Source organism: Nocardioides caricicola (genome assembly GCF_039541135.1).
Taxonomy (GTDB): domain Bacteria; phylum Actinomycetota; class Actinomycetes; order Propionibacteriales; family Nocardioidaceae; genus Nocardioides; species Nocardioides caricicola.
In genome coordinates, this window is record NZ_BAABFQ010000010.1 from 210179 (window position 1) to 224899 (window position 14721).

Here is a 14721-nt window from a genome sequence, read left to right on the forward strand (position 1 = left end):
GGTCGTCCGCCTCTCGGCTGCCTCCAGGCAGTCCAGAGGCGGACGACTCCGCATTTGCGGGCATGACAGGCTGGTCCCATGCCGCTGAACGTCGTGATCGCCGGGGCCTCCGGGTTCCTGGGCACCCACCTCGCCGAGGAGCTGACCGGCCGCGGGCACTCCGTGGTCGCGCTGGTACGCCGGCCGACCTCGGCGCCGGACGAGTCGGCGTGGGACCCCTACGCCGACGTCTACGACCGCGCCACCATCGAGCGCGCCGACGTCGTGGTGAACCTGGCCGGCTCCCCCACGATCGGCAACCCGCACTCCGGCGCGTGGGCGCGCAACCTGCGCACCAGCCGGGTGACCACCACGCGGGTGCTCGCCGAGGCGGTCGCGAGCAGCGACCGGAAGCCGGCGTTCCTCGCCGGCAACGCCATCGCGTGGTACGGCGACCACGGCTCCCAGGTCGTCACCGAGGCCAGCGGCAGCGAGGGCGACAGCCTGCTCACCGAGGTCACGCGCGAGTGGCAGGACGCCGCCCTCCCGGCCGTCGACGCCGGCGCCCGGGTGTGCCTGCTGCGCACCGCGCCGGTGATGGACCGACGCGGCGCTCCGCTCAAGCAGCTGCGGCTGCTCACCAAGCTCGGGCTCGGCGCCCGGCTCGGCAGCGGCCGGCAGCACATGGCGATGATCTCGCTGCGCGACTGGGTCGGCGCGGTCGCGCACCTGGCCGAGCACGACGAGGTGAGCGGCCCGGTCAACCTGTGCAGCCCGGAGACCCCGACGAACGCCGAGTTCACCGCGGCGCTCGCCCGCGCCCTCCAGCGCCGGGCCTTCCTCGCCGTGCCGGAGTTCGCGATCCGTCTCGGCGCGGGCCGCCTGGCCCCCGAGGCGCTCGGCTCGCTGAACCTGCGCCCCGCGGTGCTCGAGGACTCGGGCTACTGGTTCCGTGACCGCACCGTCCACGAGGTCGTGCGCACCGGTCTCAGCTGACCCCGGCGACCCGCCACTCCCCGGCGACCACCCGCAGCGTGACCACGTGCCGGGTCGGCAGGTCGGCCGGCAGGTGCGCGCCGCCCACGAGCCGGTCGACGACGTCGAGCACCAACCGGTCCGCCGTACGCCGGCGCACCTGGACCGACAGCAGCTGCATCTCCATCCCGGTCACCCGGAGGCCGCGTTCCTCCCAGGCGCGCAGCATCGCGGCGTCGGCGCGACCGGCCGCAGCACCCGCGGTGTAGAGCGAGCGCAGCCCGGCGACGTCACCGGTCGCCCAGGCCTCCGAGCGGTGCTCGTCCCAGGCGCGCAGGACGTCGACGGGGGCGAGGGCGAGCGCGAGTTCCGGGAGCACCCCCTCCGGATACCCCGATCCGCGCGGCTGCCGACGTTCATCCACAGGGCTGGCAGACTCGGCCAGATGCTCAGTCGTCGCACGGTCCTGCTCGGAGGCACCGCCGCCGGTGCCGTGGTCGCCGTCGGCGCCGGTGTCGGCGTCGAGCGGGGCGTCCTGCCGGGCCGGCCCTGGGCGCAGGCCCACCTCGGGCTCAACGGCTCGCCCGGCGTCGTGCCCGACATCGAGCCCGGCCCGGTCGCGCAGGGCAGCTTCGTCTCCGAGGCGCGGCTCGGCGCCGAGACGGGCTGGTGCCTCATCTCGCCGCCCGGGGAGCACGACGAGCTCCCGGTCGTGGTCGCGCTGCACGGACACGGTGCCGACCACGCCTCGCTGCTGAAGGACCAGTTCGGCCTCGACCGCTACCTCGCGGCGGCGGTCGCCGACGGCGTGCCCCCGTTCGCGATCGCGGCGGCCGACGGCGGCGGCAACTACTGGCACCCGCGCCCGGACGGCGACGACGCGAGCGCGATGGTGGTCGACGAGCTGCTGCCGATGCTGGCGGACGGCCACGGCGTGCGCACCGACCGGATCGGCCTGCTCGGCTGGTCGATGGGCGGGTACGGCGCGCTCCGGCTGGCCGCGCTGCTCGGGCCGGACCGGGTCGGCGCGGTCGTCGCGGTCAGCCCCGCGGTCTGGCGCGACCCCGACGACGCGTCGCGCAAGGGGTTCGTGGACGCGGCGGAGTACGAGGAGTACTCCGTGATGGGACGTCAGGAGGAGCTCGCCGGGATCCCGGTGCGCGTCGACTGCGGCACCGGCGACCCCTTCTACCGCGAGGTGCAGGCGTACGCCGACGGCTTCGACGACGTGACGAGCAGCTTCGACCCGGGCGCCCACGACCCGGACTACTGGCGCCGGATGCTGCCCGTCGAGCTGGCCTTCCTGGGTGAGCACGTAGGCTCGACGACGTGAACGTCGAGGAGCGTGGCCTGGTCGACTACGTCGCTGCCTGGGAGCTCCAGCGCGACGTGCACCAGCGGGTCGTCGACGGCGACCTGCCGGACACGACCCTGCTGCTCGAGCACCCGCCGGTGTTCACCGCCGGCAAGCGCACCGAGCCGCACGAGCGGCCGGCCGACCCCGGCGACGCCGACGTCATCGACGTCGACCGCGGCGGCAAGATCACGTTCCACGGCCCGGGGCAGCTGGTCGGCTACCCGATCGTCACGCTGCCCGACCACGTCAAGGTCGTCGACTACGTCCGCCGCGTGGAGGAGGCGCTGATCCAGGTCTGCGCCGACCTCGGCGTGACCACCGCGCGGGTCCCGGGTCGCAGCGGCGTCTGGCTGCGCGCCGACAAGAAGGGCCCCGAGCGCAAGGTCGCCGCGATCGGCATCCGCGTCAGCCGCGGCGTCACCATGCACGGCTTCGCGATCAACTGCGACGTCGACCTGGGCTGGTACGACCGGTTCGTGCCCTGCGGCATCGCCGACGCCGGCGTGACCTCGCTGAGCCGCGAGCTCGGCCGCGACGTGACCGTCGCCGAGGTGACGCCGTACGTCGAGAAGCACCTCGGCCACTACCTCTCCTGGGCGCCGTACGACGCCACCCCGGACTACGAGCCGAGGCCGGACCCGGCCAGGGTCCCACGCATCGAGCTGCTCACCCCGTGACCTGCGCCCGGTAGTGCTCCTGCATGGCCGGGTAGTAGTCGCGCTCGAAGTCGACGTCCGCCGGGTCGCCGCCGGTCTCGGCGCGCACCAGCCGGTCGAGGTAGTACTCCCAGCCCGGCCCGACGTTCTCCGCCTCCGCGGCGCCCACGGCGGGCTGGGTGAACACGAGCGTGGTCACGCCGTCGGTCTCCGACAGCTCGAGCTCGAGCTGCCACGACTGACCGTCCGCGTGCGTCGTGACCGCCAGCCGGCGGGGCGGGTCGCACGCGCGGATCTCCACGTCCTCGGAGGAGTCCCCGTCCTCGAACAGCATCCGGAACGCGACGCGCTTCGTCGCGGGATCCCCTGACCAGGTCCCGATCCAACGGGCCATCCGTTCCGGCTCGGTGACCGCGGCCCAGACGTCGTCGATCGGCGCGTCGAAGGTACGCTCGATGACGAGCCGGCGGATGCCGTCCACGGTCTCGATGCGGCCGGTGGGTGTGCTCATGCGGTCTCCTTCTTCGAGCTGGTACGCCGGTCGCGGGTCGCGCGGCGCACCTCGGTGTCGAGCGCGTCCAGCGCGTTGGCGGTGAGCGGCGACGGCCGCAACCCGGCGAGGTACGCCGCCACCGGCCGGAGCCCGTCGCGGCGCAGCGCGTAGTGGCGCTCCCGGCCGCGATCCTCGGCCACGACCAGGCCGGCCTCGGCGAGCAGCCGCAGGTGCCGGCTGACCGCCGGGCGCGAGATCGGACGGGCGTCCGCGAGGTCGACCACGCGCGCCGGGCCGGCGGCGAGCTCGACCAGGAGCTCGCGGCGTACCGGGTCGGCCAGCGCGGCGAAGGCGTCCACGGCAAAAAGGTAACCTTTCGGTTACCTATCAGGCAAGGGGCGCGGCAACCCGTGATCGTGCCGCCCGCGCCGTAGGGTCCCCGGGTGAGCGAACTCGTCATCGAGGCCTCGGGGCTCCGCAAGGAGTTCCGCACGCGCCAGGGCCTGCGGGTCGCCGTCTCGGACCTGGACCTCGCGGTCCCCGCCGGCGGCGTCCACGGCTTCCTCGGCCCCAACGGCTCCGGCAAGACCACGACGATCCGGATGCTGCTCGGCCTGGCGCACGCCACCGCGGGCTCGATGCGGCTCTTCGGCGAGCCGGTCCCCGACCGGCTGCCGTCGGTGATCGGACGGGTCGGTGCGGTCGTGGAGAGCCCGAAGTTCGCGCCGCACTTCTCGGGGCGCCAGAACCTCACGCTGCTGGCCCGCTCGATCGGCGCGCCCTCGTCGCGGGTCGACGCCGCCGTCGAGACCGTCGGCCTGACCGGTCGCGACCGGGACCGGTTCAAGACCTACTCGCTGGGCATGAAGCAGCGGCTCGCGATCGCCGCGACCCTGCTCAAGGACCCGGCGCTGCTGATCCTCGACGAGCCCACCAACGGCCTCGACCCGGCGGGCATCCGCGAGATCCGGGACACGATCCGCAGCCTCGGCGAGTCCGGCGTGACCGTGCTGCTGAGCTCGCACATCCTCGCCGAGGTCCAGCAGGTCTGCACGTCGGCCACGATCATCGGCCAGGGCCGGATGCTGGCGTCCGGCCGCGTGGACGACCTGGTCGGCGCGAGCACGTCGTACCGCGTCGCGGTGCCCGACCCGGAGGCGGCCCGCCGGGTCCTCGACGTGGCCGGCTTCCACCTCACCGACGACCTGCTCGTCGAGACCGACCGGCCCGCCGAGGTGACCCAGGCGCTCGGCGCCGCCGGGATCTGGCTGAGCGAGCTGACACCCGTGCGCCGCGACCTCGAGTCGGTGTTCCTCGAGCTCACCTCGGGCACGGAGATGGGAGCGGAGCAGTGATCCGGCTGCTCGGGGTCGAGCTGACCCGCCTGCGCTGGCGGCGCGCCGTGCTCGCGCTGCTGGTCCTCGCGATCGTGGTCCCCGCGCTGATCGCGGCGTCCCGCGTCTGGGCGACCCGGCCGGTCTCCCAGGGCGAGCTCGACCAGGCGGCCCGCAACGGGTCCTCGGAGATCCAGGACTGCGTCGACCACCCGCGCCGCTACGGCGTGCCGGCGCAGGACGCGGAGCAGCGATGCACGGACATGGTGGTCGGCTGGTACACCGGCCGCGAGCCGCTGAGCCTGGCCGGCGAGCGGGTCGGCGGCTCGGGGATGGCGGTCGTCGCGGTGCTGACGGCGTTCCTGCTGCTCGCCGGCACGACGTTCGTCGGCCACGACTGGAACACCGGGTCGATGAGCAACCAGCTGCTGTTCGAGGCCAGACGCGGGCGGGTGTGGTGGGCCAAGGCGCTCGCGGTCACGCTCGCGTCGTTCGTGCTGGCGGCGGCCGTGAGCACGGCGTACTGGCTCACCCTGTGGGCGACGATGAGGGCCCGCGACCTGCCGATGCTCGACGGCGCGCTCGCGGACTCGCTCGCCTACGGCATGCGCGGGGCGGGGTTCGCGACCGCGGCGGCGCTCGGCGGCTACGCGCTGACGATGCTGTTCCGCAGCACGGTGGCGACCGTCGGCGTGCTGTTCGGCGTCTCGATCGCGGGCGGCATCATCATCGCGACGCTGGGCATCGGCGAGCAGTGGCAGCCGCAGAAGAACGTGTCCGCGATCGTGAAGAACGGCACGACGTACTACGCCGAGGTCCCCGACTCCTGCTTCATGCGCGCCCAGGAGGCGACCGAGCCCGAGCCGAACTCGGAGTGCGACCAGATCCGGGACCTCTCGCTCTGGCACGGGCTCGGCTACTACGGCGTGGCCCTGGCTGCCACCGCCGGGGCTTCGGTCGCGTCGTTCCGCCGTCGCGACGTCCCCTGACCGCCTCAGTGGTGCGCGGCCTCGAAGCCTTCCGGGGCACGGTCGAGGAAGCTCGTCACCGAGCTGATCCGACCGTCCCGGTCGAGCTCCAGGACGTCGGTGCCGGTCGCGAACGACTCCTCGTCGCCGACCACGATCTCCCACTGGAACCGCATCCGGTCGTGGTGTCGCTCGGGCACCCGGCGAGCGACCAGCCGCGCGGTCGGCACGTGGCTGGTGAACTCCTGGCGGAAGCCGATCATGGCCTGCGCGCCGGTCAGCACGCCGATCGGCGCGTGGTACTCGACGCCGTCGACGAACGTCAGCGCGGCCAGCCGCTGCTGGTCCTCGTCGGTGGAGGCGTTCCAGAACGCGGTGTAGCGGTCGGCGATCTCGAGCTCGGTCATGGTGGTGCTCCTCTCGGTGGATGGACGAGCAGCGTGGACCTCGGGCGGGAGCGGTGTCGATGACGTCGGACGTCATTGCCGGGGCGCACCGGTCCGGGCAGCCTGGGCCCATGACCGCCGCTCTCGACGCCAGCACCGCTGCCGAACCGGTCGGAGCCCAGGTGCGCCGCTGGCGCGAGCGCCGGCGCCGCTCGCAGCTCGACCTGTCGCTGGCCGCGGACGTGTCCACGCGGCACCTCAGCTACGTCGAGACCGGCCGGTCGCGGCCGAGCCCGGTGCTGATCGAGCGCCTCTGCGACGAGCTCGAGGTGCCGCTCCGCGAGCGCAACCGGCTCCACCTCGCGGCCGGCTACGCGCCGCCGCACCCCCAGCGGGCGCTCGTCGACCTCGGCGCCGCCCGGACGGCGATCGACACCGTGCTCGCCGGGCTCGAGCCGCACCCGGCGCTGGCGGTCGACGTGCACTGGGACCTGGTCGCGGCCAACCGCGCGGCGAGCGCGTTCTTCGCCGACCTGCCCCCGGGGCTCACGACGCCGCCGGTCAACGTGCTGCGCGCGACGCTGCACCCCGACGGCCTGGCCGCGCGGATCCGCAACCTCGCGGAGTGGCGCGCGGTCGTGCTCGGCCGGGTCCGCCGCCAGCTCGACCGCACCGGCGACCCGGTGCTGGCCGAGCTCCTCGCGGAGCTGCGTGGCTACCCCGCCCCGCCGGGTCACGTGGACGCCGGCCCGGTCCCGGCGAGCCACCCCCTCGTCGTACCCCTCCGGCTGGCCACCGGGGACGGCGAGCTGGCCTTCGCCTACACGACGACGGTCTTCGGCTCCCCGCGCGACGTCACCCTGGACGAGATCGCGATCGAGGCGTTCCTGCCCGCCGACGAGCGGACCGCGGCGGCCCTGCGCGACGCCGGTTGAGCCCGGCTCGGCCGGTCACCCGGCCGCGCGTACAGTTGGGGCGTGACGCAAGCTCCCGCCCCAGAAGGCCGAAAGCTGCTCCGACTCGAAGTGCGCAACGCGGAGACCCCGATCGAGCGCAAGCCCGAGTGGATCAAGACCCGCGCGAAGATGGGTCCGGAGTACAAGCACCTCCAGAGCCTGGTGAAGTCCGAGGGACTCCACACCGTGTGTCAGGAGGCCGGCTGTCCCAACATCTTCGAGTGCTGGGAGGACCGCGAGGCGACGTTCCTCATCGGCGGCGACCAGTGCACCAGGCGCTGTGACTTCTGCCAGATCGACACCGGCAAGCCGCAGCCGCTGGACCGCGACGAGCCCCGCCGGGTCGCCGAGTCCGTGCAGACCATGGGCCTGCGCTACGCCACGATCACCGGCGTCGCGCGCGACGACCTCGAGGACGGTGGCGCCTGGCTGTACGCCGAGACCGTGCGGGCCATCCACGAGCTCAACCCCGACACCGGCGTCGAGAACCTCATCCCGGACTTCAACGGCAAGCCCGAGCTGCTCCGCGAGGTGTTCGAGTCGCGGCCCGAGGTGCTCGCCCACAACGTCGAGACCGTGCCGCGCATCTTCAAGCGGATCCGCCCGGCGTTCCGCTACGAGCGCTCGCTGGACGTGATCACCCAGGCCCGCGACTTCGGCCTGGTCACCAAGTCCAACCTCATCCTCGGCATGGGCGAGACCCGCGACGAGGTGTCGCAGGCGCTGCGCGACCTGCACGGGGCCGGTTGCGAGCTGGTCACGATCACCCAGTACCTCCGCCCCTCGGTGCGGCACCACCCCGTCGAGCGCTGGGTGAAGCCCGAGGAGTTCGTGGAGCTCAAGGACGAGGCCGACCAGATCGGCTTCTCCGGGGTGCTGTCCGGCCCGCTGGTCCGTTCGTCGTACCGGGCCGGGCGCCTGTACCGTCAGGCCATGGACGCCCGCGCGGGCGTCGCCACCGCCTGACCCGACCGACACACCAGAACGAGGCACCACAGAAGATGGCGAAGGAACCCAAGCCCGTCGACCCCGACCAGATGGGTCGCATGCGGCAGTTCGTCGAGACCTACCGGATGGCTCGCAAGGTCGACCGGGCCCTCCCCCTGTGGCTCCTCGGCGCGTTCGTCGTCGGCGCCGCGATCGGCTTCGGCCTGCTGACCCTGCTGCCGGGGGACGGCCTGCTGCGGATGGTCCTGCGGATCGTCTCCGCGCTGCTGTTCGGCACGCTGTTCGCGATGATCGTGTTCGGTCGTCGCGCGCAGACCGCCGCCTACAAGCAGATGGACGGCCAGCCCGGCGCGGCCGCGGCCGCGCTGCGGATGCTGCGCCGCGGCTGGCGCACCGACCCCGTCATCGCCTTCACCAAGCAGCAGGACATCGTGCACCGCGTGGTCGGCCCTCCGGGCATCGTGCTGGTCGGCGAGGGCAACCCGCACCGCCTGCGGCAGCTGATGTCCAGCGAGCGCCGCAAGCACGAGCGGGTGGCGTCCGGCGTCCCGATCCACGAGGTCATGTGCGGCAACGGCGAGGGCCAGGTCCCGCTGCCGAAGCTCGTCAAGCACATCCAGAAGCTCGGCCGCCAGGTGAAGCCCGCCGAGATGACCGACATCTTGAACCGGCTCAAGGCGCTCGACGCCAACCGCTCGGCGATCCCGATGCCCAAGGGCCCGGTGCCGACGAGCATGAAGGGCATGCGCGGCAACCTGCGCGGTCGCTGACCGGCAGACCGGCGAGGGCGGGTCAGGACATCTGCATCCCGCCGGGCATCCGCACGACGTCGGCCGCGGGCGGCGCCTCGATGTCCACCGGCTCGCCCCAGTCGGACATCGTCATCGTGACAGAGCCGAGGTCGCCCATGGCGATCTCGGTCTTGCGCATCCGGTCGTCACCGTCGAGCCAGATGTCGTAGGTGATCGCGCTGGGCAGGTCGGCCGCGCCGGTCCCGCCGAACTGCTTCTGCAGGTCGCGGAACGCCTCGCTGCGCACCGTCATCGTGTAGTGGTGGAGCGTCTCGCCGTCCACGTCCTCCTCCCCCACGTAGGTGACGTCGTCGACGGCGTCCTGCATGCCCTCGAGCGCCTGGCCGGGATTCATCTGGTCGAGCAGGTCCCCCGGGAGCAGGGAGTCGGGGCCGCCGAGCGGGACCTTGAACCACTTGCCCTTGCCGAGCTGCGGCATCTGCATATACATGGCGCCGTCGACCATGCGCATCTCCATGCCGCCCTCACCGAGCATCGAGTTGGTCATACTCATCGACATCTCGGGCGGTGTCGCCGCGTAGTCGACGTCGCCCTCCATGGTCATCTGCGCCGGGCCGCCCTGCATCGTCATGGACACGTGGGCGGTCGTCGCGTCCTCGATGCCGCTGAGCACCGTGTCGAGGAACTCCGCCGTGTCGACGGTCTCGCCGGAGGGAGGCTCCTCGGTGGCGGACTCGCTCGGGGACTCCGATGCCGCCGAGGTGGTCGGGTCGGCGGGGTCGTCGGTGGCGGTCGTGCTGTCGTTGCAGGCGCTCAGGCCGGCGACGACGAGCACGACGGCGGCGGCAGCGGCGGTACGTCGTACGGGGCGGAGGGGTCGGCGCATGCCATCGAGGCTAACCCCGTCACCCCAGCCACGGGACCGGCCCGAACGGGCTACGCCTTGGTCACCAGGAGGGGCACCGTGGCCGATCCGGCGACGATGTCGTGCAGGCCGCGACCGTCGGGGCGGAACACCAGGGGCGGGATCACGAGCGCGATCAGCACCGAGCGGCCGAACGAGCGCAGCAGGTCGATCCGGCCGCCGTCGGCGACCCGCACCACCCGCAGCCGCGTCGCCATCTTCCCGAAGGAGCCGCCCACGGTGGCGGTGAGGATCGCGTTCTCGACCACGAACACCAGCAGCACCCAGACCTGGGCGGTGCTGCCCGGCTCGGAGTAGGTGTCCCAGCCGACGAACACCACGACGACCAGGATCGAGGCGATCCAGTCCACGAGCAGGGCCAGCATCCGGCGGGGCCAGGACGCGGTCTCGTACGGCAGGGCTCCGGGGTCGCTCACGCGGGCCAGCCTAGGTCGGGCGCGGCGGTGCCCAGTCACCGACCACCTGTTACATGCCGGAAACAAACCGGATACGGTCGAGAAACTGCACCTGCATACGTTGCGAGCATCGCCCGGCGCAGCGCCGCTCCGGTCGCTTTGCTCGCAGACTTTTTCCGGCTGCTCCCGCGGGTCGCAGCCAAGGAGGACGAATGTTCCAGAACAGCGACGAGCTGCTCAAGTTCATCAAGGACGAAGGCGTCGAGATGGTCGACATCCGCTTCGTCGACCTGCCCGGCATCGAGCAGCACTTCACGGTGCCCGTCTCGTCGTTCGACCAGTCGGTCTTCGACGACGGTCTGGCCTTCGACGGCTCCTCCATCCGAGGCTTCCAGGCGATCAACGAGTCGGACATGGCGCTGTTCCCTGACCCGACCACGGCGTACCTCGACCCGTTCCGCGCGGCCAAGACGCTCAACCTGAGCTTCTTCATCCACGACCCGATCACGGGTGAGGCCTACTCCCGCGACCCGCGCAACATCGCGCGCAAGGCGCTGGCCTACCTGTCGACGACCGGCATCGCGGACACCGCGTTCTTCGCCCCCGAGGCCGAGTTCTACATCTTCGACAACGTCCGCTACTCCACCACCGCCAACGAGGGCTACTACCACATCGACTCCGTCGAGGGCTGGTGGAACTCGGGCAAGGAGGGCGACAACCGGGGTTACAAGACCCGCTTCAAGGGCGGCTACTTCCCGGTCGCGCCGTACGACCACTACGGCGACCTGCGCGACGAGATGGTGAAGAACCTCGAGGCCTGCGGCCTGCTCGTCGAGCGCTCGCACCACGAGGTCGGCACCGCCGGCCAGGCGGAGATCAACTACCGCTTCGACACGCTGCTCAAGGCCGCGGACGACGTGATGAAGTTCAAGTACCTCATCAAGAACACCGCGTGGGAGGCCGGCAAGTCGGTCACCTTCATGCCGAAGCCGATCTTCGGTGACAACGGCTCGGGCATGCACGTCCACCAGTCGCTCTGGAAGGACGGCGACCCGCTGTTCTACGACGAGACCGGGTACGGCGGCCTCTCCGACATGGCGCGCTGGTACATCGGCGGCATCCTGAAGCACGCCCCGTCGCTGCTGGCGTTCACGAACCCGACCGTGAACTCCTACCACCGCCTGGTTCCGGGCTTCGAGGCCCCGATCTCGCTGGTGTACTCGTCGCGGAACCGCTCCGCGTCGGTCCGGATCCCGATCACCGGCTCCAACCCGAAGGCCAAGCGCATCGAGACCCGGTTCCCCGACCCGTCGGCGAACCCGTACCTCGCGTTCTCGGCCCTGATGCTCGCCGGTGTCGACGGCATCAAGAACAAGATCGAGCCCGCCGCCCCGATCGACAAGGACATCTACGAGCTCCCGCCGGACGAGATGGCCGAGATCGAGCAGGTCCCGACCTCGCTCAACGCCGTCCTCGACGCCCTCGAGGACGACCACGACTACCTCACGGTCGGCAACGTCTTCACGCCGGACCTGATCGAGACGTGGATCGAGTACAAGCGCGTCAACGAGATCGCTCCCGTGCAGCTGCGCCCGCACCCGCACGAGTTCGAGCTGTACTACGACATCTAAACCGGAGCCCGAAAGGGCCTCTGACCAGCAGAAACGCGCGGCCCCGCGGAGGATTCCCCCAGGTTTCCCCCAGCGGGGCCGCTGCGCGTGCACGGGCGCACGCCTCTGAGACCTCAGCGGTTCCGGGCCGCCGGCGCGCAGACACGCGAGCAGCGGGCTCACGGGTCACCGGCGCCGCGGTGGGTACCTCCGGCCCATGAAGCCGTTCTCCGTCGGCCTGGTGGCCGACCCAGCCTCGCCCACTCAGATGGCGCATCGCATCAAGGACCTCAGGCCGCCGGCGGGCGAGCATCACGACGCCTGGCAGATCGAGGTCGTCAGCGAGCCGTTCACCACCGGTTCCGAGGATGTCGACATCGCGATGGCGCGCCTCGGGGATCAGGCTCAGCACCACGAGTGGGACCTCGTCGTCGGCTTGACCGAGCTTCCCATCCGTGACGGCGACGGGCGCTACCTTCTCATCGAAGCTGACTCGCGACAACGGACAGCGGTCCTGTCGCTCCCGGCGCTCGGCGGACTTCGCATGCACGCGCGCACGCGCCGCGCCGTGCGCACGCTGATCGGCGACATGGCCGACCCCACCTCCTCGGTCCAGCACCGCGTCCCGCTCCCCCGCCTCAGCGGCCGCTGGCGACTGCTCGCCGGGATGGTCCTCGCCAACCGTCCGTGGATGCTGGTCCCGGGCCTGAAGTCCGCGCTCGTCGCGGCGCTGGCGACCGGCGCCGTCGCCACCGTCAACTCGACGGTCTGGCTGTTGGCCGACTCGCTGACGTGGTGGCGCCTCGTGGTCGCGACGGTCGCCTCGATCGCGCTCGTCGTCGGCTGGCTCGTGATCGACGGCGAGCTGTGGGACCGCCCCGGCGACGAGTCACCACAGGCGCGGGAGCGGTCACGGCTCTACAACGCTTCGACCCTGTTGACCCTGACGGCTGGGGTGCTCATCTGTTACGGCGCTCTCTACGTCGTGAACGTGATCTGGGCGTTCTTCGTCCTCGACCCCGACCTCATGGGGGGGTACCTCAATCGGGCGGTCGGCTACTCCGATCTGTTCGTGCTGGCCTGGTTCGTGGCGTCAGCGGCCACCGTCGGCGGCGGCCTCGGCTCCGGGCTGGAGACCGACGAGGCGATCCGCGCCGCCGCCTACTCCAAGCGCGAGGAGGACCGCCGCGAGCGTCTCGCGCAGGCCCGGCACTCGGAGTAGCGCGCCTGACCTGTCCTCCCCACACCTGTGGTCGTGGCAGGACACTCAGCGATCAACGCCTTCAGCCCTCGGGCTTCAGGCGGGTAGAAGGCCGCTCATGCCGATCGGCGGTCGGGCACGGCGGAACCGGCACTCTCGTTCTGGCGTCCGAGGGACGAGTGTCGACGGGTCGCGCGGAGGTCGGGCGTGTGAAGAGCGTGTGGGTGAGCGTGCTCGTCCTGTGGATGTTCGTGGGCGGCCTTGCCGCGTTCCAGCGCGGCGACTTCGCCGACGGAGACTGCAGCACGGTCACGGACACCGCCTTGGCGGTGGACGTGGGACGGGCTACACCGGTCCTAGGTCGTCGGAGATGATCCAGCCGTCGCCGCTCTCGGTCACCTGGAGCTGACGGGTCTCGCTCTCGCCGCCGTTGTAGACGAGCTCGACGGTCACGGTGTCCCCGTCGACGTCGGTGCCCTCGACGGACACGTCGGAGATCGTCTGCCAGAACCCCGCGAAGTCGTCGTACCCGCCGGCGTCGGCCCGGGCGCCCTCGCCGAGGTACGCCCAGGCGCCCTCGGTGTCCTCGGGGAGCAGGCCGTAGTACGTCGCGACCGCCTCCTCGGCCGACCCGGCGGCGGGCGCGGGCTCGGGTTCAGGGTCGGTCGCGGACTCGGTGGCGGTCTCGGTGACGGTCGCGGTCGAGGTCGGCGTCGGCTCCGGGGTCGGCTCCGTCGAGGTGCTCGACCTGGGCTCTCGCGGGTCCGGTGATGCGGTCGGCTCGTCGTCGCGCCTCTGGAGCAGGCCGATGGCTGCGGCGGCCAGGAGGAGCAGCACGACGAGAGCGGCGACCAGCGGCCACCGGCGCCGCCGGCTCTCAGGCGATTCGGCATCGGGCAAGGAGACAGCCGGAGCGGGCTCGGGGAGCGTTCCGACGGTGCGGTGCTGGTCGTGCAGCCGTTCGAGGGCGTGCGCCGCGTCGGCCATCGACCAGCGGGAGACCGGGTCCGGGTCGAGCATCCGCCCGATGGCGTCGGCGAGGAACCCGGCGTGCTCCGGCCGCGGCGGGTGGTTGTCCGCGGCCGCCGCAAGCGTGGCGATCGGGTTGCCCCGGTCCTCGACGGGCGGGACGCCCTCGACGGCGGCGTACAGCGTCGCTCCGAGCGCCCAGACGTCGTCGGCCGGGCTCGGGTCGGCGCCGCGGGGCGAGCTGCGGGGAGAAGTAGTGCGGCGTCCCCATCACCATGTCGGTGCGGGTCAGCTGGTCGTCGCCGGTCGTGCGCGAGATGCCGAAGTCACTGATCTTGGCGACGTCACCCTCGCCGACCAGGACGTTCCCGGGCTTCACGTCGCGGTGGACGGTGCCGCGGGCGTGCGCCGCCGCGAGCCCGTCGGCGACCTGGGCGCCGATCGTCGCGACCCGAGCGGGGTCGAGCCGACCCTCCTGCGCGATCAGCTCGGCGAGCGTCGAGCCCGGGACGTACTCCATGACCAGCCAGATGTGGTCGTCGGTCTCGATCGCGTCGTACACCGACACGACGTGGCGGTGGTTGAGAGCGGCCGAGGACCGAGCCTCGCGGAGGGCTCGGGCCAGGTCGGGGACCGACTCCCCGGGTAGTACGCCGACCTGCTTGACCGCCACCTGGCGGCCGAGCAGCTCGTCGTCGCAGAGCCACACCTCGCCCATTCCGCCGCGGCCGACGGACCGGAGCACGCGGTAGCGGTTGGCGATGATCTCCGGTGGCACGCCTGGTCGGGTACCCACCCGCAGCCGGGATACGCCCCC

The 14721-nt window shown here is 72.0% G+C and carries 18 protein-coding genes; 10 read left to right on the plus strand and 8 right to left on the minus strand.

What is annotated here, in order from left to right:
• Positions 1–78 precede the first annotated feature (78 nt).
• Complete coding sequence (locus ABD875_RS21860) at positions 79–975, plus strand: TIGR01777 family oxidoreductase (RefSeq protein ID WP_345182313.1); 897 nt, start codon at positions 79–81, stop codon at positions 973–975.
• Here the strand turns inward: ABD875_RS21860 and ABD875_RS21865 are convergent.
• Complete coding sequence (locus ABD875_RS21865; RefSeq protein WP_345182315.1) at positions 968–1333, minus strand: hypothetical protein; 366 nt, start codon at positions 1331–1333, stop codon at positions 968–970. The two genes, ABD875_RS21860 and ABD875_RS21865, sit on opposite strands and share 8 nt — an antisense overlap.
• Before the next feature lie 66 nt (positions 1334–1399).
• Between ABD875_RS21865 and ABD875_RS21870 the strand changes: the two genes are divergently transcribed.
• Positions 1400–2287, plus strand: coding sequence for an alpha/beta hydrolase (locus ABD875_RS21870; protein WP_345182317.1), 888 nt, complete (start codon positions 1400–1402; stop codon positions 2285–2287).
• Entirely contained in the window at positions 2284–2988 is a 705-nt protein-coding gene (gene lipB, locus ABD875_RS21875; protein ID WP_345182319.1) for a lipoyl(octanoyl) transferase LipB, read from the plus strand. The genes ABD875_RS21870 and lipB overlap by 4 nt, the downstream gene beginning before the upstream one ends.
• On the opposite strand, the gene ABD875_RS21880 is transcribed toward lipB, so the two are convergent.
• Positions 2978–3478, minus strand: a complete 501-nt coding sequence (locus ABD875_RS21880) for an SRPBCC family protein (protein ID WP_345182321.1) — start codon at positions 3476–3478, stop codon at positions 2978–2980. The genes lipB and ABD875_RS21880 overlap by 11 nt on opposite strands.
• On the minus strand, positions 3475–3819 hold the full coding sequence (locus ABD875_RS21885) for an ArsR/SmtB family transcription factor (protein ID WP_345182323.1): 345 nt from the start codon (positions 3817–3819) through the stop codon (positions 3475–3477). The genes ABD875_RS21880 and ABD875_RS21885 overlap by 4 nt, the downstream gene beginning before the upstream one ends.
• Positions 3820–3903: 84 nt before the next feature.
• On the opposite strand from ABD875_RS21885, the gene ABD875_RS21890 reads away from it, so the two are divergent.
• Together ABD875_RS21890 and ABD875_RS21895 are read left to right on the plus strand one after the other, a co-directional pair.
• A complete protein-coding gene (locus tag ABD875_RS21890) occupies positions 3904–4815 on the plus strand; it encodes an ATP-binding cassette domain-containing protein (protein WP_345182325.1) in 912 nt (303 codons plus the stop codon).
• A complete protein-coding gene (locus tag ABD875_RS21895; protein WP_345182327.1) occupies positions 4812–5783 on the plus strand; it encodes a hypothetical protein in 972 nt (323 codons plus the stop codon). The genes ABD875_RS21890 and ABD875_RS21895 overlap by 4 nt, the downstream gene beginning before the upstream one ends.
• Before the next feature lie 5 nt (positions 5784–5788).
• Here ABD875_RS21895 and ABD875_RS21900 read toward each other — a convergent pair whose 3' ends face one another.
• Positions 5789–6169 (minus strand): nuclear transport factor 2 family protein, encoded by a 381-nt coding sequence (locus ABD875_RS21900; protein ID WP_345182329.1) that lies wholly within the window; start codon positions 6167–6169, stop codon positions 5789–5791.
• Positions 6170–6279: 110 nt separating this feature from the next.
• Here ABD875_RS21900 and ABD875_RS21905 point away from each other — a divergent pair, with 110 nt between their 5' ends.
• Genes ABD875_RS21905 through ABD875_RS21915 form a run of 3 tightly spaced genes read left to right on the plus strand, consistent with a single transcriptional unit; the run spans position 6280 to position 8822 of the window.
• The gene (locus tag ABD875_RS21905) at positions 6280–7083 is read left to right on the plus strand and encodes an MmyB family transcriptional regulator (protein ID WP_345182331.1); all 804 of its coding nucleotides are present in this window, start codon (positions 6280–6282) and stop codon (positions 7081–7083) included.
• Positions 7084–7125: 42 nt separating this feature from the next.
• On the plus strand, positions 7126–8070 hold the full coding sequence (lipA, locus tag ABD875_RS21910; RefSeq protein WP_345182333.1) for a lipoyl synthase: 945 nt from the start codon (positions 7126–7128) through the stop codon (positions 8068–8070).
• Positions 8071–8105: 35 nt separating this feature from the next.
• Positions 8106–8822: a DUF4191 domain-containing protein gene (locus tag ABD875_RS21915; RefSeq protein WP_345182335.1), complete on the plus strand. Its 717-nt coding sequence runs from the start codon at positions 8106–8108 to the stop codon at positions 8820–8822.
• Between the two features lie 22 nt (positions 8823–8844).
• Here the strand turns inward: ABD875_RS21915 and ABD875_RS21920 are convergent, their stop codons facing one another.
• Positions 8845–9690: an SCO4651 family lipoprotein gene (locus ABD875_RS21920; RefSeq protein ID WP_345182337.1), complete on the minus strand. Its 846-nt coding sequence runs from the start codon at positions 9688–9690 to the stop codon at positions 8845–8847.
• 50 nt (positions 9691–9740) lie between these two features.
• Complete coding sequence (locus ABD875_RS21925; RefSeq protein ID WP_345182340.1) at positions 9741–10145, minus strand: RDD family protein; 405 nt, start codon at positions 10143–10145, stop codon at positions 9741–9743.
• Between the two features lie 191 nt (positions 10146–10336).
• Here ABD875_RS21925 and glnA point away from each other — a divergent pair, with 191 nt between their 5' ends.
• Both glnA and ABD875_RS21935 read left to right on the plus strand, forming a co-directional pair.
• Entirely contained in the window at positions 10337–11755 is a 1419-nt protein-coding gene (gene glnA, locus ABD875_RS21930) for a type I glutamate--ammonia ligase (protein WP_345182342.1), read from the plus strand.
• A 196-nt stretch (positions 11756–11951) separates the two neighbouring features.
• Complete coding sequence (locus ABD875_RS21935; RefSeq protein ID WP_345182344.1) at positions 11952–12956, plus strand: hypothetical protein; 1005 nt, start codon at positions 11952–11954, stop codon at positions 12954–12956.
• Positions 12957–13280: 324 nt separating this feature from the next.
• Here ABD875_RS21935 and ABD875_RS21940 read toward each other — a convergent pair whose 3' ends face one another.
• On the minus strand, positions 13281–13772 hold the full coding sequence (locus tag ABD875_RS21940; protein WP_345182347.1) for a hypothetical protein: 492 nt from the start codon (positions 13770–13772) through the stop codon (positions 13281–13283).
• A 40-nt stretch (positions 13773–13812) separates the two neighbouring features.
• Positions 13813–14682 carry a serine/threonine-protein kinase gene (locus ABD875_RS21945; RefSeq protein WP_345182349.1) on the minus strand — a complete coding sequence of 290 codons (870 nt, stop codon included), beginning with the start codon at positions 14680–14682 and terminating at the stop codon, positions 13813–13815.
• Positions 14683–14721: the final 39 nt, after the last annotated feature.